The following is an 18,001-nucleotide window of genomic DNA, read 5'->3' as shown; positions in this document are numbered from 1 at the left end:
ATATCTATTTTTTTTATAAATAAAAAGTATTCAAATTAATATTGGTATAATAATTTTTTTTAGGAGTTAATTTATGTTGTCTGAGACCCTCAAGATTCTGAAACAGAACGGTATAAAACTTGATAAACGTAAAGGACAAAATTACCTCGTAAATCGTGATATATTATCAAAAATCATTCAAAACTCTGAACTTTCAAAAAATGACAGGGTACTCGAGATAGGCGCAGGAATAGGAACATTAACCATTCCATTGGCAAAAAATGCAGGTAAGGTATACGCAGTTGAACAGGATGGAAAAGCTGCAAATGTGTTAAAGAAACGTCTGGAAAAGTTGGAATTAGACAACGTTGAAGTGATTGTGGAAGACGCAACCAAAATGGATCTACCATCGGTAAACAAAGTCATTTCAAACTTACCTTATCAAATATCGTCACCCATAACATTTAAAATACTAGAAAATCCGTTTGAAATGGCAGTTTTGATGTATCAAAAAGAATTTGCCCAGAGAATGGTAGCTTCACCAGGAGATAGAAATTATTCAAGATTATCTGTGATGATGTACCTCTATTCAGAAGCTGAAATACTCTTCCAAGTTTCTGAAAATGATTTCTTCCCTAAACCGAAGGTAGCATCAGCAGTTATCAAAATGCAACCCAAAATTGATGTTGATATCGATCCATTCTTCGTTGATGTTACTAGGGCAATGTTCCAACACAAAAAAAAGAAGATCAGAAACGCCCTAATTGATTCGTATCATGAAATAGGAGACGTGGAAAAATCAGATTTGAAAACCATAATATCCCAATTGGATCAAACTAAGATGAATGAAAGGGTTTTTAAAATGAGTCCAGAGGATCTCTTAAAAATTTCTGGTGATATTAAGAAGTTGGTTTGACATGTTAAAGGATGTGAAGTAATGAATGAAAATCCATTTGAAATTTTGAAACAGGAATTTCCAGAAATTGCAGCTAGCTTAGGTGAACTTGTTGAGGCGCAAAAATCATTCAAGGGTATTGACAACAAAACTAAGCAGTTATTAAATCTTGCCATACAAACTGCAAACCGAAACCCCACAGGGGTTCAGTTACATGCTTCAATGGCAAAAATGGAAGGTGCCAGCCGTGAAGAGGTTTTAGGTGCTGTGGTATTAAATTTACATCATTCTGGACTTGCATCTGTTATGGAATGCTTACCAAAAGCCATTAAAGGATTTGAAAGTCATACTGAGGAACCATGAACCCCGTAAACAGTTACTCCCGGAAAATATCCAAAAAAGAAGCAGATAAAGGATTTATTTTCATATTGAAATCTAAACTATCCTATTTTCCAAAATCATCGTTTACTCTTTCAGATGGAGATATAACTGAAGTAAGAGAGATAAAATCATATCCCTGTACATGCAGAGGTCCAGACCGGCCCCATGACCATTATTATATATCATGGGACAATTTGGAAGTTGGAAATATCATAGAAATAAGAAAAAATGATTCTGGTGACTACATGATCACACAACTATGATCAAATACCAAAGAATCTGAAAATGAAGTTAAGGTAATTAAAATGATTGAATACAAAGGAATAACCATCTATACAAACGAAGAAGTTTACGAACCAGCAGAAGATACCTTTTTGTTTGCAGAAAACTTGGAACTCAACCGCAAGGATGACGTCCTTGAAATTGGGACGGGAACTGGATTGATTGCAATTTGTGCATCCCAAAATTCCAGAAAGGTAATTGCAACAGACATTAACGAAGCTGCAATTAAATGTGCCCTTAAAAATGTCATAACCCATCGCGCCTACAACGTGGAACTAAGGGAAGGAAACTTATTCGAACCAGTTGCGGAAGAAAAATTTGATTTGGTGCTGTTTAACACCCCCTACCTTCCAACTTCAGAGGAAGAACAATTGGAGGGACAAATCAACACAGCATTTGATGGTGGTTTAGATGGTAGAGAGACAATTGACGCATTCCTAGATGGTGTAAAGGATGTTCTTAAAAAAGAAGGAAGGATCCAGATGGTTCAATCTTCTTTGGCAGATAATGAAAAAACCCTCCAAAAATTGAGAGACCTAGGTTTCCAGGCAGAAATAACTGCCAAGGAAAAATGTTTCTTCGAAGAAATTGTTGTCATAACTGGAAAACTTATTTAATCTCATTTTTTTCCATTATTTCTATTTTTATTAAATCAACAGGGTAACTACCAACCCAATACTCAGCCCCATCACAATAACTGCAGTTGTGATGGCTATGAAGTTGAATAGTTTGGAGTTGACATATTCACCCATAACCCTCTTGTCGTTAATTATTAAGAGCATGAATATTAACACGAAAGGCAGTAACAGTCCATTGGCAACTTGTGACAGGTACAGTATGCTTAGAAGTGGTACATTTGGGAACATTATGATTATAACAGCCAGTATTATGAGGCCCAGGTACAAACCATGAAAAACAGGAGCTTCCCTGAAACCCTTTGAAACACCTGCTTCAAAACCTAAACTTTCACAAATGTAGTATGCAGTTGAAAGTGGAAGAATACTTGCTGCGAATAGTGAAGCATTCAAAAATCCAAATGCAAACAGTATACTTGCATATTGTCCTGCCAATGGTACCAGTGCACTTGAAACATCTGCAACATTGGATACTTGTACCCCACTAGAATAAAGAGTGGCAGCACAAGACAGCACAATGAAAAATGCCACGATGTTAACAATGATTGCTCCAAAAACCGCATCTAATTTTGAATACTTCAAATTTTTAAGGCTTATCCCCTTTTCAACAACAGAGGATTGAATGTAAAACATCATCCAAGGAGCTATGGTTGTACCAACCATACCAATAACCATGGTTATGTAAGCAGTACTCAAACTTATCTGAGGCATAATAAGACTTTTAGCAGCCATTCCCCAGTCAGGACCTGCGAGAAATCCTGCTATGATATATGAGAAGTAGAGACAGGAAGCCAGTAAAAATACCTTTTCAACACTTTTATAGGTCCCTTTAACCACAAGCAGCCATACAAACAATGCAGCAGCAGGCAATGCAAATAATTTAGGAACTCCAAAAATACCTGCACTCACTGCAATTCCTGAAAATTCTGCTAGAACATTTCCAAAGTTGGCCAGTAACAGTGCTATCATCATTAAAAATGTGATCTTGATACCTACTTTTTCACGAATGAGATCAGCCAAGCCCTTTCCTGAAACTATCCCCATCCTAACTCCCATTTCCTGAATAACAGCTAAAGCTATTATCATTGGGATAAATAACCATAGAAGATTGTAACCAAACTGTGCTCCAGCAAGGGAATAGGTGGTTATACCACCGGCATCGTTGTCCACGTTTGCTGTGATAATTCCAGGACCCATTACCGATAGAAAAATAATTATGCTCAAAAAAATAGGGCTCTTAAATAACCTACTAAACACTTTAACATCCATGGGACCACCTCATCGGCCGAACATGCGGGGAACTCTTTTTTTCCAAGCTGTGGGAAGAACAATATCGATGGCATCATCAACAGTTATGATACCCCTTAATTTGGTTTCGTCCTCAACCACAGGAAGTGCTAGGAGATTGTACTTGGCAATTGTTTGTGCAACTTCATGCTGATCTTCCAGTACATCTGCCTTAATAATATGAGTGTGCATTATTTCTGTAACCCTTGTTTCAGGATTTGAAAGTAGTATATCTCTCAAAGATAGAACACCCACCAAATCGCCATTCAATGAAATAACGTACACGTAATAAATGGTTTCAACATCGGCAGCCATTTTTCTTAGGGATTCCAAGACTTCTTTAACAGTTAACCCCTGATTAACGTAGGCAAATTCCGTTGTCATTATACCCCCCGCAGTGTTTTCGGGGTATCTAAGTAGTTTTCGCAGATCGTTGGACTCTTCAGGTTCCATTAGGTCTAAAAGTTCTTCTGCCTTTTCTTCAGGAAGATCGGCAAGTACATCTGCTGCATCGTCTGGTGACATCTCATCTAAAATCTCTGCTGCCCTCTGACTGTCCATTCCCTCTAAAATGGATACCTGTCTTTCTGGAGATACTTCTTCCAGAGTATCTGCGGCCGATTCATCATCGAGTGAGTTTAAAATATTTAATGATTCATTTAGCCCAAGTTGATCTACTATTTCAGCCATGTCTGCAGGGTGAAGTTTTTTTATTTTCTGTTTAGGAACCTTCAGTTTCACCTTGGAGTAATCGCTCTCAACAGGATCAATATCTCTCCAAGAAATGAGATCTTCGGTTGAAGTGATTCCTAAAGATTTAACAATACGATTAAGACCCAATCTCCTTAAAATACCATTAACTCCTATATCAACGCCAATTACATGGTAATGTCCATTAGTAGGCGATATTTTAATATCGTTAACTCTTCTTATTTTTTTACCCTCAATATCTACTACTTGTCTGTCCATAACATCTTTCAAAAGGAGCACATCATGTTTTTGAATTTCGTAATCCTTAATTTCCTCCAATGAACAGTTGAGCTTCACTTCCTTTCCAATTTTCTCTACACATCTCCAGGAAATATTTTTAATTTGTTTTCCTGTTACTGTTATTTCTAAAGCCTTTAGTATGGGATAGGAATGATCAGAAGAAACTACCACATCTTTCAAATTACCAATTTGTTCTCCAGATGGAGATAATACGGGTTTTTTAATGAAATCACTTAAATACAAGTTCTCACCTCCTGACTTGTGGTTAAATAATTTGAAGTTATAGAACTGGAATCACATCTTCCTTTACACGCTCTAACACTATCATCTCAGTTAAATCTTCGACTCCATCAATAGAGCGAATTTTAACGTTCATTATCTCATTGAGTTCTTCAATACCATGAGCCCAAGCTTTTATTAAAATATCATATTCTCCTGAAACTGTGTAAACTTCAGAGACTTCTTCGAGTTTAGAGAGTTCGTACTTCACATTTTCATGTTTTTCAGACTCGGTCTGTATGATTATTATGGCAGTTACAGTCAAGCCAATTTCTTCAGGGTTCACAATGAGGGTGTACTGTTTAATGACGTTATTTTCTAGTTTTTTGAGTCTGTTAGATATGGTTGCATCAGGCACATCTATTTCTTTAGACATTTGAGAGAGTGTGATTCTAGAATTCCTGACAAGGGAACGAATTATCTCCGAGTCTATATCATCCATTTCAAATTCACCACTTTACTTTATACTTAAGATTATATTGGCAGTATATATAAACATTGTGGAACATTACCACAATTTAGATGAAATTTTGGAAAATCACCCATAAATTTGAATTTTATGGGAAAAATCAAAACTTAAACCTAAAAAATTAAAATATTCCTAATTGAGATACCTAATTCCAAATTTTTAAAACGAAGTATCCCGATTTTAAACCCAAATAATTAATTTTTACATCACTTACAGGAGTTCCAGAAGGAACTCCAAGGATATACACCTTGAAGGGCATATTACGATCTGCTGATGTGTGGATGTGAAGAATCAAAACTCCATCTTTCCCCAAATCTCTGACTCTTCGTGTTACATCCATTGGACAAGCCTCAAATCTTTCTGATGTTGCAGACAAGTTATTAGGACTATCTATCATCCATAACGCCCCCTGATCCAATATGTGGGGAGGATCTGTCATTAGGTAAAAATCAGTTGAATTTAATGTATCCTGTCCAATTTTGAAAACATCACAAACCCATCCAGGTATTTTATCGTTAAAATCCGGGAGATCATGGGCGTAATGGTTAATTTCGGAATGTGGACATTTATAATGACTTTTATTTGCTTCTAAACTTTGCTCAATTGATAATTTAGAGTAAATAACGTATGAATTATAGTTATAAACAATAGTGCGGTTTGCTACGTAAATTTCTGTGTTGAAGCTATTTGTTTGGTTTACAATGGACAGTATTGGAAGTGAAGAATCAAATGGATAAATCGTAACACTGCATTTGAAACCATCCGGGATCAGTTTATCCATTAATTCTGGGTTATTTTTGAGGGCTTCAAGTTTTTTTGAGCTCAATTTATTTGTTCCTGAGCTGTTGTTGGTGTCAGCCAGTCCAGGAGATGTTCCTGAAGCTGATCTCATTTCCTCCCAATAGTCAGGAGATCCTGAAGTTTTAATGAGGATATCACACGCATCATCTGCGATTCTCTGGTGGGACTGTTCAGAATAAAAGTTATCAATTCTGTTTCCAGCAATGTCCATTGCATCGGCAGATATTCCTAAAATAAGTATCATGATCAAAAGGGATAAAAATACATCCAACGAAAATATAAAGCCTTTATGATCCATTAAATCACTTCTTCAATCACAAGGAAGTCCATATTTGTCTCTGTGCCCTTTATCAAGAAACATACCCCACTGTGGAGTATTGGAATCATAGCTCAACAGTTTTCCAAGATAAATTTCAGAAGGACTCGCCCCGAAAATAACATGATCTACAGAACAGGGAGCATATTCACAGGACAAATTTGAAGTTCCCGGCACAACAAATGTTTCAAGTCCAGTGTGATTACATACAGAGTTACCCTCAAATCTACAAAAAATACAAGGCCCAGCAGCACTTAAATGGTAATATCCGTTGTCTATACAGTTTTTAAGAGTTGAATATGAGTTTGAATGCCCGTGGAAAGGGTAGGGATCGTATGGACATCTCTTGAAGTAAAGTGGAGAACTCGCGTTATCGTAGGCCGTGCTGTTTTCTATGCCCTTGGATTTAAGGTAGTTTGAAAGTGAAGCCCCATAAAAGATCGTGTCTCCCTCTGTTTTTAAAGATCCGTAACCTTTCAGTTTAATGAATGGCAGAGGATCCTTTATTTTGCATGTTTGGGAATCTGTAAAATCTGAGCAGGCAAACTGTACATCTTGACTCATATTTTTAGCAATATACCCTTCATGGTAATTAGCGTACAAAGTGTAGTTTACACAAACTTTGTAGGGATCCTTCGAATTATCAACTGAATTTATTTTACAGGTCACATTTATTCCTGTTTCCCTTTGATATTCAAGGTATGATTCGTCAATTTTAGATTGTATCCTTGATTTGATGATGAATTTACTGTTTGGAACTGGCTCTCCTGTTCTAGAGACAGTGTCAGAAGTTTCGTTCAATATTTGAAGTGTAATTAATGAGATGTTGGACTCTACATCTCCAGATAGTTGATGGAGTTTATCTGACTTAAATGGAATTATATGGACTTCATCAGTGATAACAGCTGAAGCTAATATGTTCGCAAGGATCAAAGCAGGTATAATCAATAGAAATGCTATACCTCCCATTACATAGCCTTTGTTATCCATTGTGCTCGCTTGCCCAATTTTTGGTATTTTATATCAAACCTATTCAAATATTTTAATAGTAATATTATATTTAAAAAACTTAATAAATATTTGCAAGAAAAAAAAGAAAGTATTAAATATTCTAATAAGTATCATAAGAGTAACGTTGGAGGGTCAAAGGTTAATATATAATGAAGATTTAATAAGAATCTAAATTGAAAATATATTTTGAATTAGATCAAATTAGTTAGAACGATTTTTAAACGATTTAAAATATAGTTAACAATATATTTGTAAACTAAAGAGTTAGGAGGTTCAATATGAAAGATATCGTAAGAGGTTGGCGTCATATCCAGCAACGATACAATCTCATAGGATCGAAGTGTTCACAATGTGGAAATGTATTTTTCCCAAGTAGGGTCTTATGTCCAGAATGCAGAAGAAAGGGTAAAATTGAAGAATTTAAGTTTAGTGGTGATGGAAAGATCCACACATTCTCAGTCATACACACCCCAACTGATGAGTTCAAAACACTGGCACCATATGTGGTTGCAATAGTGGAACTCGAAGAAGGTGCAAAAATAACATCCCAGATTGTTGATTGCGATCCAGATGCCATCGAAATCGGTGATGAAGTCGAAATGGTATTTAGAAAGATCAAAGAAGAAGGCGATGACGGAGTGATATCATATGGATACAAATTCAAGCTCAAAAATTAAGACTGGTGTGATTCTGGTCGGTCATGGAAGTAGATTACCCTATGGTAAAGATGTTGTGAGTCAAATTGCAGAAATCTACCGTACTAAACAAGATTACATGGTAGAGGTAGGTTTCATGAACATGAACAAACCATCCATTCCAGAAGCAATCAACAAGTTAGCAAAGAACGGTGCAGAAAGAATTGTTGTAACTCCTGTTTTCCTTGCAAATGGAGTTCACACCACAGAAGACATTCCTAAAATACTTGGATTGAAAGAAGACACCCATGAAGAAGGACATTCCCACCATGGCCATGCACACAGCCATGATGAAGAGGAAAAAGTTGAGATCGAATTTGATGGAGAAATCATCTACACAGAACCCCTGGGTGCAGATGAAAGAATCGCAGATATCATAAACGACAGGGTCAACGATGCCCTCTGATAAACCTAAAATAACTGAACTCGGGGAGAAAAAACTCATTAAAAGACTTCTATCCAGAAGTCAAACCCCCCGAGTTAAAAATCTTTTTTTAAATAAAATACCTATTGAAAGCCTTTCAGATGATGCAGCCCTAATTGATATTGGTGAAAATTACCTTGTTCTGTGTTCGGACATGCTGATGAGATCATCACATTTCCCAGTTGAAATGTCCTTCAGACAGATTGGTCAAAAAGTCGTGGCAGTAAATGTCAGTGATCTTGCAGCCATGGGTGCTGACGCAGTGGGAATTATCATTTCCATGGGCCTTCCAAAAACCATGCTAGTGGAAGAATTTGATGACCTAGTGGAGGGAATACTCAAAGCCTGCGATAAATATGGTATGGCCCTCATAGGAGGAGATACCAACGAAGCTGCAGAATTAACCCTTAATGGTACATGCATAGGAACAGTGAAAAAAGAAAATGTTTTAATGAGATCTGGAGCACTTCCAGGAGATGTCATAGCGGTGACTGGAGATCTGGGACTTGCAGCAGCAGGATTTGAAATACTTGGATGTGACTGTCAGGATGAATTAAATGAAGAGAGTGTTAAGATCTGCCTTAAACATGCACTGGAACCCGAAGCGAGACTCAAAGAGGGAATAATTCTTTCAAAGAATGGAAACGTTAGTTCAGCAACAGATATTAGTGACGGCCTGTTAAGTGAACTGGGTGAAATCATTGATGCCAATGAATCAACCATTGGGATCACTGTACACGAAAACTGGTTTCCAATACCATCGGAAGTGTTTGAAATTGCAGAAATTACCCATAAAAATCCTTATGATTTAGCGTTGAGCTATGGTGAAGATTTTGAACTTCTTTTAACTATTTCACCGTCGGAATTTGAAAGTATCAAAACTAAACTCAAACTCAAAAAAATTGGTTTTGTGGATTCCACAGGCACAATTAAAATGATAGATAAGTCTGGAAATACAAAGGTAGTAACACCAAAAGGTTATGAACACCTCAATTAATCTAAGTTTTAAAGGATAGATTTTATTTAATTTAAACCGCTGGTGTTAAATTGAAAAAAGAAGCTATTTTATACGACAAAATTGGAAAAGGATTAAATTGTAAAGTTTGTGAAAGAAGATGTCTTATTTCTAAAGGTAAAAAAGGTTTCTGTGAAATGCGTGAAAATATTGGGGGAAAACTTTTCTCGCTAAACTACGGTGCGGCATCTTCCGTTGCCGTAGATCCCATTGAAAAAAAACCATTATTCAATTTTTATCCCGGATCAACGGTGCTGTCACTTGGATCAGTTGGGTGTAATTTTAGGTGTAAACACTGCCAGAACTGGAGCATATCACAAGCATCCCTTGAAGATATGTCTCTTCGTGAAATATTACCTGAAGATGCCGTTAAATTGGCCAAAATGTACAAGTGCAAGTCTATTGCATGGACATACAACGAACCCACCATGTGGTTGGAGTACACCATCGATTCTGCTGTACTTGCCAAGAAGCAAAACCTAAAAACAGTGTACGTTAGCAACGGCTACATGACAAAAGAAGCTTTAGATACCGTAGGACCTTATTTAGATGCTGTAAATGTGGATCTCAAGGGAATGTCCGAAGAATTTTACAAAGAACTCTGTGATGCCCGACTTCAACCAGTATTGGACAATATAAAACGTATTTATGATAAAAAAATTCATCTCGAAATAACCAATTTGATCATACCAGGCTACAACAGTTCAGAAGAAAACATCAGATCACTGGTCAGTTTCATGGTTGATGAGGTGGGTGTTGAAGTACCACTTCACTTCACAAGATTCTTCCCATATTACGAACTGAAAAATCTTCCACCAACAGCAATTGCAGACCTTGAATTGGCCTATAAAATAGCAAAAGACGAGGGTATGAAGTACGTTTATGTTGGAAATGTTTCTTCAAGTGATGGTGAAAATACTTACTGCTACAGCTGTGGCAAACTTCTCATTGGTAGGGACAGTTACACAATACAAGAAAATAATTTAAAAAATGGTCAATGTCCAGAGTGCGGAGCTGATGTTGACATCATAATGTAAAAAAAAGAGGAATTAGTAAGTTGAGGCATCAATCCTCAATTTTACTTACCCTTTCAAATTTCTCGAGTTTATCAAGAAGTTTTGTTGCATCAATTCCGACTTTTGTGGTTGTTCCATCGGGTGTTGCACGTGGATCTAATGATGATCCCCTGGCACCAGGTACTATCAACATGTCTTCATCTGCCCTGACCCTAGTTGCAATTGCATACTCGAGATCATCGGTATCAAATATGTTCACATCCTCATCAACAACAACACAATGTTTAAGGGAAGGATGTGCAGCCAATGCAGCCATTATGACATTTTTTCCATCTCCAGGAGTCTGTTTTTTTATCGAAATCGCAGCATGTAACCAGCAGCAGCCCCCCTCCGTTAACACCACATTTCTAACAGTTGGAACTGTATTTTGAACTGCTTTATATATTCTTGGCTCTTGTGGTAAGCCCTGTAATAATTTATGTTCATTCCCCGCAGGCATTATAGCATGATAGAGAGGATTTTCTTTATAATGCATCTTTTCAAGTTTTATTATGGGTTCTTGTCTTACAACATCGTAAGTATCTGTTAGATCAACAAATGGTCCCTCAGAATCCCGTTCGTGAGGTAAGATTTTACCTTCAAGCAATATTTCACAGTCAGGAACTTCTAGATCAACTGTTTCACACTTCACAAGTTTCATTTCACCATTCTGGAATGTGTTTGCTACTTCCAATTCATCAGCAGTGATTGGTATGGATGTGCATGATGCTAAAAGAGATGCCGGATTCATTCCTATAGCTATTGCAACCTCCAACGGTTCATCCATTTCTTCTGCCTTCTTGTAATAGGTGTACAGATTTCTAGGCACGATCCTAACACCGAGATGATCTTTATCCTTCACCAACATTCTGTGTATAGAAGCATTTCTAACACCTGTTTCGGGATCCTTAGCAATGATAACACCCGCTGTGATGTAGGCACCTCCATCTTTTTTGTAGTAGGTAGGTACAGGAAGTTCTCCAAGATCTGCTGATTTAGAGTAAGCAAAATTTTTCGAAATCCTTTCCACTACTTCGATGGGCATGGGTTTTTCAGTTGCTTCCACGATTCTTGCAGTTATTTCAGGTACTGTTACTGAGATGGATTTAGCAATTTTTTCCCTTGTATTACATATCCCAGAAATTATTCCCATATCACTTTCCTTTACATTGTTAAAAATTAGAACATCCTTTGGATGATCCTTCATGATCTTCGAGACTTCGTAGTGAGTGGTGACTTCATCATCAATGTTTATAACCTTAAAATCATCTTCAAGGACTTTTAAAAATTCTCTCATCGTAAACCTCCTTAGGATATTAATTCCATTAGCTTTTTGTATTATTTAGTTTAACTGACTTCAAGTTGATTTCCATCAGCTAACTTTGTCGAAGTTCTTAAACATTATAATGGGTTTTTTTATACTCGGCAGTTCATATTATCCTTAAAATTTTTCAGCGAATTTCTTATTGAAGCATCAGCCAAACCCAACATTTCAGCAGCTAATAGGGCAGCATTACTCCCCGAATCAATTCCCAAAGTTGCAACCGGCACTCCTGGCGGCATATTAACCATGGATAACAACGCATCCATCCCATCGAGTCGAATTGCACATGGCACCCCTAAGACAGGTTTTTCTGTAAAGGCAACCACCGCACCAGTTACATGAGCCGAAAGTCCTGAAATTGCAATGTAAAGTTTTACTGAGGATGATTTTTCCATGTACTCCTCAAATTTCTTTGGATGTCTGATCGGAGATATTACTGCAGAATCATATTTAACTCCCAATTTATCAAGAAACTTGGTTGTTTTGTTGGCAATTTTCATGTCTGAGTAACTACCAGCAATCACTGCTACTTCAGGATATTCTGGATCTGAATACTTATCCTCATCAGTCCTAACTGAACCTTCCAATTCGTCAATTTCAAATGAATGTCTGTTGTAGTAAGTTCCTGTCAATTTTTCTGCCAGTTTATCTTCATCATTTTTTATCTTGAAGAAAAATTCGTTTCTCATCTTCGACAGTCTGGTCCTCACTTCTGAATCATGTATTCCAATAATTTGTGATGCAAGTATGGCTCCATTTTCTCCCCTGTCAATACCTACAGTTGCAACCGGGGCTCCAACAGGCATTTGAACAGTTGCAAAAAGTGCATCTAGCCCCCCTAGTTTAACAGATACTGGAACACCTACAACAGGTTTGTATGTATTTGCAGCTATTATTCCAGGAAGATGTGCAGAAAGGCCTGCTATTCCAATAAATACTTCAACACCGTGGGCTGTAGATTCCTCTACAATTTTTTTTACCTTCTCATGTGTTCTGTGTGCTGAAGCTACCCTTACATCGTAGGAAATCTCCAGAATTTCGAGTATGTTTATGGCCTTCTCTGCCACGTCGAAATCTGAGGCGCTTCCTAATATTATCATGATCTTTGGTTCCATGGTTTCCCCCTGTGAATTTTTTAGAATCTGTTCAAAAAAATTGTATGATCTAAGAAAAGAATATATGTTAAAAATATATGCCAGTAAGATTAATAAAGTTTCTGAGATTAATTTTGCGAGATTTAATAGAAGTTTAAATACTATTTCCAACTACCCAATTTCAATAAATTAATTAGTCATTGCTTCATATAGAATATGAAAGGAAAATGAGGTGTAGCTTGTGTATTCAATTTTACTAATGTTATTCATGGTACTGGCATCAATCAAAACTGTTAGAAATAACAAGCCAATGACAGTATCAGTGATCATACCTGCATTCAACGAAGAAAAAACCGTTGCACATGTTGTTAGTGTTGTTAAATCATTGCCGTACATAGGCGAAGTAGTGGTTGTTGATGATGGATCAATGGACCAAACCTCAAAATTTGCTGAAGAAGCTGGTGCTAAAGTAATCTATCATATGAAAAATAGAGGTAAAGGAGCTGCCATTAAAACCGGGTTTAAAAACTCTAAAGGAGACATAGTGGTATTCTTAGACGCAGATCTTAAGAATCTAACACAATCCCAGGTCCGAAATATTGTAGACCCAATACTTAATGGAGAAGCAGATGTGACCAAAACAAAATTCAAAAGAGAAGCTGGAAGGGTCACAGAATTAACAGCTAAACCACTATTGAAATTCTTTTTCCCTGAGATCAAATTCGACCAGCCTTTAAGTGGTCAGTTTGCAGCGAAAAGATCATTCTTGAACAAAATTAAACTCGAAGACGACTACGGTGTGGATGTTGGTATCGTTCTCGACGCTGATGTCATGGGCATGAAAGTCAAAGAAGTTGATATTGGAAAGATCGACCATGTACTTTCTACTTTGACGGAGTTGAATGTTGTTGCAACAGAGGTTGTCAGAACCATTGTTGACAGGGCCACTGCCTACGGCAGAATAACCATGATAGATTCACTTGGCCAATACATTAGAATGGAAATTCTGGGTCTTTCACTGGCATCTATGGGTATATTCTCAATATTTTTCATACGATTTGTTTCATTCTATGTTGGCCTAGCAATTGCCATTATAGGAGTTATTATAGCAATTTATTACATCATCAAGATAGTTAGAATATCTTTCAATGTGTTTTCAAGAACTGATGGCAATATGAGGAATTTAAAGACATTTTTAAAGATGCATTCACCAATTATTGTCTCTGCAATGATACTACTTGCAATGTGCACCACATTGTTAGGTTCTGTCCATTTTGAAGGGGGTAAAGTATCAATTCAACCAGTTTCAAGAAATTTGATTATATTCAATAGCCCCACAAATAATCAAACTGTAGATGTAAGGGGGCCTTACACCGTAGACAAAGCCCTTGAAAATGAAAATACTAGTATAAGAATGCCTACTGAAGCACTTGCTACGTTAGAACTCAATTATGGCGACTCGATCTACATTAACAACGAAAAATACGTTTTAAATGTGACGCGACCTAAAGAAGATAACACCATGAGAATACCCAATGCAGCACTTACTTCCATGGGTTTAAACCCTGGTGATGTCATAAGTGACGGGGATTTGAGGAACAGATTTAACAATTTCTATGCAGAAAAGGCACTTCAAACCAATGGAAATTCCGATAACATAAACATAACCGAAGGCACGATACTGACCAACAATATGCAAAGTGGATATAACATCAATTTATATTTGAACAACACCCTTGTCTCCAGCAGTTATGGAATAATCAAAAATGGCAGTTATTCAATTTACATAAATGATGTGAAGTACAAAACCATCACTTTGAATCCGGACAATTTAAATCAACCCTACACAGTTGTTATAGGAGATGACATCTTCAAAATAGAATTTGGAACCCCTCTGATGACAGATATGGAATTTGCCAATTCTTCATCGGGAAAATTCTTAAATTTTATTTATTAAAAAATTTAAAAAAAATAATTTAATTCAATCTTTATTTTTTTAGTAGTAAACCTTGACAGCCTCTTCAAGATCGTTGTACAGACCTAGTGCTGCGAGTGCACCTATTTCACCGGGCGCTCCTGTTACTTGGATCAGTTTGACACCCGCCTTTTTAGCTACATTTTCCGCATCTTCAACAGTCATCATGGATTTTTTTGTGGCCTCACCATACTCCCTTAAAACATCAGGAACATCAAAACCATCCATAACTGCAATGGCTGTTTTATCGGACAAAGTATCTCTTTTAAGGATTTCACAAATTTTATTTATCATTTCTTCCTTCATTTCAGGTTTAACTGCAAAAACAAGTGCTATTGCGACACAATTTTGTGTTTTGTTTGGGTTGTGTGGATAAAGTTGACAGGTAACATGATCCAAATATTCAAAACCTCTTTTAGAAAGTTCAATTCCTATGTTGTTTGCCAAGGTCCACGTGGCACCTTCTTCCTTGGTATCAGTATCATCAATACCAACAATGACCTTCTGTAATTTTGGAGTTACAACTGCAGCTCTTCCTACCTTTGAACCTCCACCAATATCATAGAGCTCCACCCTTTTAACTCCTTTGGCCATTCCCCGGCACATGGCAGCACCAACACCAGCACCTGCAAGACCCGCATGGACTACTTTGACTTCATCGTCATCCACCACTACTTCTTCAATTCCCGCAGCAGAATAGCTAGGTTTGAGTTCCATATCTGCTTTCCCAACCTTGAGCTGGAAAATATGTTTATCCCCATCTCTTTTAGATTCAGTCACAAGATCACTAGTCCTCTTGTACTGGTAAACCATCCATTCAGACCCAGCTACACATGGATGGTACTCCACCAGTTCCACTCGATCCTTATCAACCATTGTGATCACCTTTTTATAAGGTGCTATCCAAGGGTCTTTAAATTTGTCTTTAAGGTTTTCAGGAGTTAATATTTCCATTTTTAATCCTCCACTATTAATTAAGAGTCATTTCTAGTTCTCTATTAATTGAACGTTTTAAAATAGTTTTATAATTCATATCATAAATCATATTATATAATTAGCAACATTTATATATATTAACTTTAAACTTTAACATTAAATTCAAACTGAGTTATATGGACATTGAACATTATTACAATAAACGAAGCTATATATTAATTTCATTGGCACTAGCACCGTTTTTGTCTAACTTTGTTATTACAGCACTTAACATAGCCCTTCCTTCCATCGCCCTGGACTTGAATATCGAAGCAGTGCCTTTAGGATGGATTCCAACATCTTATCTCATTACACTCACAATTTTTTTAATTCCCTCTGCCAAGTTAGGAGACATACATGGGCGTAAAAATCTGTTTAAATGGGGATTGATCCTTTTTACAGCTGGTTCTATAATCACTGTTTTTTCGTGGAGTTACCACTGCATCATCTTTTCTCGAATTTTACAAGGCATGGGATCAGCCATGATATTTGGCAATTTATATGCCATGATTGCTTCAATTTACATTCATCAAGATAGGATACGGGCATTGAGCATAATATTCTGCAGTATTTTCTTAGGATCATTTTTAGGCCCAATTATAGGAGGTTTATTATCTGGATTTTATAATTGGAGGGTTATTTTTGTGTTTTGCAGTTTGATTGGAATGGTGGGAATTCTACTCCTCTCCAGATTGGATGTTGAATGGTTTGGGTTAAAGGGAGAAAAATTCGATCTTGTGGGATCCTTAATGTTTGGGATCTCCTCTTTATTGATAATCCAAGGCCTTTCAAAAATCAATCAGGAATTAAACTGGATATTTTTAGTTTTAGGCATTATAGAATTAACAGTATTTATTTTATATGAAAACCAGGTTGACTACCCGTTATTTAACTTAGAAGTGTTGCATAATAGAGATTTCATCCTAAACAGTGCAGGGACCTTCATACAATATGCTCCGATAGCACCCATTGTATTCATCCTGAACATATATTTACAGAATGTGAGAGGATTTTCACCTATTCTTGTGGGTTTCATACTTGTTTTGCAGCCACTCGCAATGTTGGTTGTTTCAATCTTTTCTGAAAAACTTAATAGATTAATAAAAGCCCCTACCATGGTAACAATTGCCATGATCATAAGTTTGATGTCGGTTTTGGTATTTCTAACGTTAAAATTATCTACCCCAATTTTAGTGATCATTTTAGGACTCACACTGTCTGGAATAGGTACTTCTTTATTCTCATCCCCCAACTCCCATTTAATCATGAACTCTGTGGAAAAAAAATATTATGGGGTAGCTTCTGCATCCATCACAACAATGCGAGGTTTTGGAGGTAGTTTAGGAATGAGTATTGTTCTTGTGATACTCACCCTTGTTGTGGGAAATATTGAAATCAACCAGTTACATAGTGAAAGTTTTATAATCAGTTTAAATCTAATTTTCAGGATCTTGTGCATCCTGTACATAGCAGGCACTGTGATTATGCTTTTAAATTGGTATGATGTTAAAAATAAAAATAGAATTTAAAAAAAAAGTAATTTTATTCGAGAATTTTGTACATCTTAACAGCAGCTTCAACCGCACGTTTACCGTACTCAACACGCTGATGTGCTTCTAAACGTGTCATTCCAGGGCCAGATATGCCCAGAGCCACTGGTTTGTCGTATTCGAGTGCAAGATCTGCTATTTTCCTTGATGCATGTTGAACCACAATCTCATCGTGGGAGGTTGCACCTTCAATTACAGCACCCATGGTGACTACGGCGTCAATTTCATCGTTTTTGAGTAGTTTCTTAATGGCAAGAGGCATGTCAAACACACCCGGTACAGCTATAACTTCTGTGATTTCAGATCCCAAAAATATAGCATGCTCCTTAGCCAGTTCCAACATCATTTGAGTAATATCATAATTGAATTCAGATACAACTGCTCCTATTCTTACTTTTACCATTCATTCCACTCTCCATAATGCTAAATAAATTTACTAATTTAATTGTTTCCCAATGTTCATAAACCTTTAATGGGTAAATCATGAGTTAAATATAAGCAATAGCAATTGCTACCGAACTTACAACCATTATAAGGATTATAAAAATCGCATAGTACTGTGCTCTTTC

Annotated in this window: 19 protein-coding genes; 10 read left to right on the top strand and 9 right to left on the bottom strand. The window is 36.7% G+C overall.

Annotated features, from left to right (window positions below):
* Positions 1 to 73: 73 nt before the first annotated feature.
* Genes rsmA through METBO_RS00945 form a run of 4 tightly spaced genes read left to right on the top strand, consistent with a single transcriptional unit; the run spans position 74 to position 2,154 of the window.
* On the top strand, positions 74 to 895 hold the full coding sequence (rsmA, locus tag METBO_RS00960) for a 16S rRNA (adenine(1518)-N(6)/adenine(1519)-N(6))-dimethyltransferase RsmA (protein ID WP_013643794.1): 822 nt from the start codon (positions 74 to 76) through the stop codon (positions 893 to 895).
* A gap of 21 nt (positions 896 to 916) precedes the next feature.
* Positions 917 to 1,237, top strand: coding sequence for a carboxymuconolactone decarboxylase family protein (locus METBO_RS00955; RefSeq protein WP_013643793.1), 321 nt, complete (start codon positions 917 to 919; stop codon positions 1,235 to 1,237).
* Positions 1,234 to 1,518, top strand: coding sequence for a hypothetical protein (locus tag METBO_RS00950; protein ID WP_013643792.1), 285 nt, complete (start codon positions 1,234 to 1,236; stop codon positions 1,516 to 1,518). Before METBO_RS00955 ends, METBO_RS00950 begins: the two co-directional genes overlap by 4 nt.
* A 42-nt stretch (positions 1,519 to 1,560) precedes the next feature.
* Positions 1,561 to 2,154, top strand: coding sequence for a HemK2/MTQ2 family protein methyltransferase (locus METBO_RS00945; protein WP_013643791.1), 594 nt, complete (start codon positions 1,561 to 1,563; stop codon positions 2,152 to 2,154).
* Positions 2,155 to 2,184: 30 nt separating this feature from the next.
* Here METBO_RS00945 and METBO_RS00940 read toward each other — a convergent pair whose 3' ends face one another.
* The 5 genes from METBO_RS00940 to METBO_RS12555 all read right to left on the bottom strand — a co-directional run bounded on the left by METBO_RS00940 (position 2,185) and on the right by METBO_RS12555 (position 7,304).
* On the bottom strand, positions 2,185 to 3,441 hold the full coding sequence (locus tag METBO_RS00940; protein ID WP_013643790.1) for an Nramp family divalent metal transporter: 1,257 nt from the start codon (positions 3,439 to 3,441) through the stop codon (positions 2,185 to 2,187).
* Between the two features lie 9 nt (positions 3,442 to 3,450).
* A complete protein-coding gene (locus tag METBO_RS00935; RefSeq protein WP_013643789.1) occupies positions 3,451 to 4,692 on the bottom strand; it encodes a magnesium transporter MgtE N-terminal domain-containing protein in 1,242 nt (413 codons plus the stop codon).
* A gap of 37 nt (positions 4,693 to 4,729) precedes the next feature.
* Positions 4,730 to 5,170: an Lrp/AsnC family transcriptional regulator gene (locus METBO_RS00930; protein ID WP_013643788.1), complete on the bottom strand. Its 441-nt coding sequence runs from the start codon at positions 5,168 to 5,170 to the stop codon at positions 4,730 to 4,732.
* 172 nt (positions 5,171 to 5,342) lie between these two features.
* On the bottom strand, positions 5,343 to 6,296 hold the full coding sequence (locus tag METBO_RS00925; protein WP_013643787.1) for a hypothetical protein: 954 nt from the start codon (positions 6,294 to 6,296) through the stop codon (positions 5,343 to 5,345).
* Positions 6,297 to 6,308: 12 nt separating this feature from the next.
* Positions 6,309 to 7,304: a hypothetical protein gene (locus METBO_RS12555; RefSeq protein WP_013643786.1), complete on the bottom strand. Its 996-nt coding sequence runs from the start codon at positions 7,302 to 7,304 to the stop codon at positions 6,309 to 6,311.
* 299 nt (positions 7,305 to 7,603) lie between these two features.
* Between METBO_RS12555 and METBO_RS00915 the strand changes: the two genes are divergently transcribed.
* Genes METBO_RS00915 through amrS form a run of 4 tightly spaced genes read left to right on the top strand, consistent with a single transcriptional unit; the run spans position 7,604 to position 10,496 of the window.
* A complete protein-coding gene (locus METBO_RS00915) occupies positions 7,604 to 8,002 on the top strand; it encodes a Zn-ribbon domain-containing OB-fold protein (RefSeq protein WP_013643785.1) in 399 nt (132 codons plus the stop codon).
* The gene (gene cfbA, locus METBO_RS00910; RefSeq protein ID WP_013643784.1) at positions 7,974 to 8,426 is read left to right on the top strand and encodes a sirohydrochlorin nickelochelatase; all 453 of its coding nucleotides are present in this window, start codon (positions 7,974 to 7,976) and stop codon (positions 8,424 to 8,426) included. The genes METBO_RS00915 and cfbA overlap by 29 nt, the downstream gene beginning before the upstream one ends.
* Positions 8,416 to 9,441: a thiamine-phosphate kinase gene (gene thiL, locus METBO_RS00905; protein WP_013643783.1), complete on the top strand. Its 1,026-nt coding sequence runs from the start codon at positions 8,416 to 8,418 to the stop codon at positions 9,439 to 9,441. The genes cfbA and thiL overlap by 11 nt, the downstream gene beginning before the upstream one ends.
* A gap of 50 nt (positions 9,442 to 9,491) precedes the next feature.
* On the top strand, positions 9,492 to 10,496 hold the full coding sequence (gene amrS / locus METBO_RS00900) for an AmmeMemoRadiSam system radical SAM enzyme (protein WP_013643782.1): 1,005 nt from the start codon (positions 9,492 to 9,494) through the stop codon (positions 10,494 to 10,496).
* 28 nt (positions 10,497 to 10,524) lie between these two features.
* Here the strand turns inward: amrS and METBO_RS00895 are convergent, their stop codons facing one another.
* Complete coding sequence (locus METBO_RS00895) at positions 10,525 to 11,811, bottom strand: UbiD family decarboxylase (protein WP_013643781.1); 1,287 nt, start codon at positions 11,809 to 11,811, stop codon at positions 10,525 to 10,527.
* A gap of 119 nt (positions 11,812 to 11,930) precedes the next feature.
* Entirely contained in the window at positions 11,931 to 12,953 is a 1,023-nt protein-coding gene (gene purE / locus METBO_RS00890; protein WP_013643780.1) for a 5-(carboxyamino)imidazole ribonucleotide mutase, read from the bottom strand.
* 247 nt (positions 12,954 to 13,200) lie between these two features.
* Between purE and METBO_RS00885 the strand changes: the two genes are divergently transcribed.
* Positions 13,201 to 14,889, top strand: a complete 1,689-nt coding sequence (locus METBO_RS00885; RefSeq protein ID WP_227717229.1) for a glycosyltransferase — start codon at positions 13,201 to 13,203, stop codon at positions 14,887 to 14,889.
* Between the two features lie 39 nt (positions 14,890 to 14,928).
* Here METBO_RS00885 and mmp11 read toward each other — a convergent pair whose 3' ends face one another.
* On the bottom strand, positions 14,929 to 15,861 hold the full coding sequence (gene mmp11, locus METBO_RS00880; protein ID WP_013643778.1) for a methanogenesis marker protein 11: 933 nt from the start codon (positions 15,859 to 15,861) through the stop codon (positions 14,929 to 14,931).
* A 158-nt stretch (positions 15,862 to 16,019) separates the two neighbouring features.
* Between mmp11 and METBO_RS00875 the strand changes: the two genes are divergently transcribed.
* The gene (locus METBO_RS00875; RefSeq protein WP_013643777.1) at positions 16,020 to 17,411 is read left to right on the top strand and encodes an MFS transporter; all 1,392 of its coding nucleotides are present in this window, start codon (positions 16,020 to 16,022) and stop codon (positions 17,409 to 17,411) included.
* A 13-nt stretch (positions 17,412 to 17,424) separates the two neighbouring features.
* On the opposite strand, the gene ribH is transcribed toward METBO_RS00875, so the two are convergent.
* A complete protein-coding gene (gene ribH, locus METBO_RS00870) occupies positions 17,425 to 17,835 on the bottom strand; it encodes a 6,7-dimethyl-8-ribityllumazine synthase (protein ID WP_013643776.1) in 411 nt (136 codons plus the stop codon).
* Positions 17,836 to 18,001: the final 166 nt, after the last annotated feature.

The organism is Methanobacterium lacus, assembly GCF_000191585.1.
GTDB classification, from domain to species: Archaea; Methanobacteriota; Methanobacteria; order Methanobacteriales; family Methanobacteriaceae; genus Methanobacterium_B; species Methanobacterium_B lacus.
The sequence above is the reverse complement of the archived record's forward strand: the minus strand, read 5'-3'. Positions and strand labels throughout refer to the sequence as shown.

Excerpts from the sequence above, each read along its gene's own strand:
- rsmA (WP_013643794.1), top strand. The coding sequence starts at position 74 with ATGTTGTCTGAGACCCTCAAGATTCTGAAACAGAACGGTATAAAACTT.
- METBO_RS00955 (WP_013643793.1), top strand. The coding sequence starts at position 917 with ATGAATGAAAATCCATTTGAAATTTTGAAACAGGAATTTCCAGAAATT.
- METBO_RS00950 (WP_013643792.1), top strand. The coding sequence starts at position 1,234 with ATGAACCCCGTAAACAGTTACTCCCGGAAAATATCCAAAAAAGAAGCA.
- METBO_RS00945 (WP_013643791.1), top strand. The coding sequence starts at position 1,561 with ATGATTGAATACAAAGGAATAACCATCTATACAAACGAAGAAGTTTAC.
- METBO_RS00940 (WP_013643790.1), bottom strand. The coding sequence starts at position 3,441 with ATGGATGTTAAAGTGTTTAGTAGGTTATTTAAGAGCCCTATTTTTTTG.
- METBO_RS00930 (WP_013643788.1), bottom strand. The coding sequence starts at position 5,170 with ATGGATGATATAGACTCGGAGATAATTCGTTCCCTTGTCAGGAATTCT.
- METBO_RS00925 (WP_013643787.1), bottom strand. The coding sequence starts at position 6,296 with ATGGATCATAAAGGCTTTATATTTTCGTTGGATGTATTTTTATCCCTT.
- METBO_RS12555 (WP_013643786.1), bottom strand. The coding sequence starts at position 7,304 with ATGGATAACAAAGGCTATGTAATGGGAGGTATAGCATTTCTATTGATT.
- METBO_RS00915 (WP_013643785.1), top strand. The coding sequence starts at position 7,604 with ATGAAAGATATCGTAAGAGGTTGGCGTCATATCCAGCAACGATACAAT.
- cfbA (WP_013643784.1), top strand. The coding sequence starts at position 7,974 with ATGGATACAAATTCAAGCTCAAAAATTAAGACTGGTGTGATTCTGGTC.
- thiL (WP_013643783.1), top strand. The coding sequence starts at position 8,416 with ATGCCCTCTGATAAACCTAAAATAACTGAACTCGGGGAGAAAAAACTC.
- METBO_RS00895 (WP_013643781.1), bottom strand. The coding sequence starts at position 11,811 with ATGAGAGAATTTTTAAAAGTCCTTGAAGATGATTTTAAGGTTATAAAC.
- purE (WP_013643780.1), bottom strand. The coding sequence starts at position 12,953 with ATGGAACCAAAGATCATGATAATATTAGGAAGCGCCTCAGATTTCGAC.
- METBO_RS00885 (WP_227717229.1), top strand. The coding sequence starts at position 13,201 with ATGGTACTGGCATCAATCAAAACTGTTAGAAATAACAAGCCAATGACA.
- mmp11 (WP_013643778.1), bottom strand. The coding sequence starts at position 15,861 with ATGGAAATATTAACTCCTGAAAACCTTAAAGACAAATTTAAAGACCCT.
- METBO_RS00875 (WP_013643777.1), top strand. The coding sequence starts at position 16,020 with ATGGACATTGAACATTATTACAATAAACGAAGCTATATATTAATTTCA.
- ribH (WP_013643776.1), bottom strand. The coding sequence starts at position 17,835 with ATGGTAAAAGTAAGAATAGGAGCAGTTGTATCTGAATTCAATTATGAT.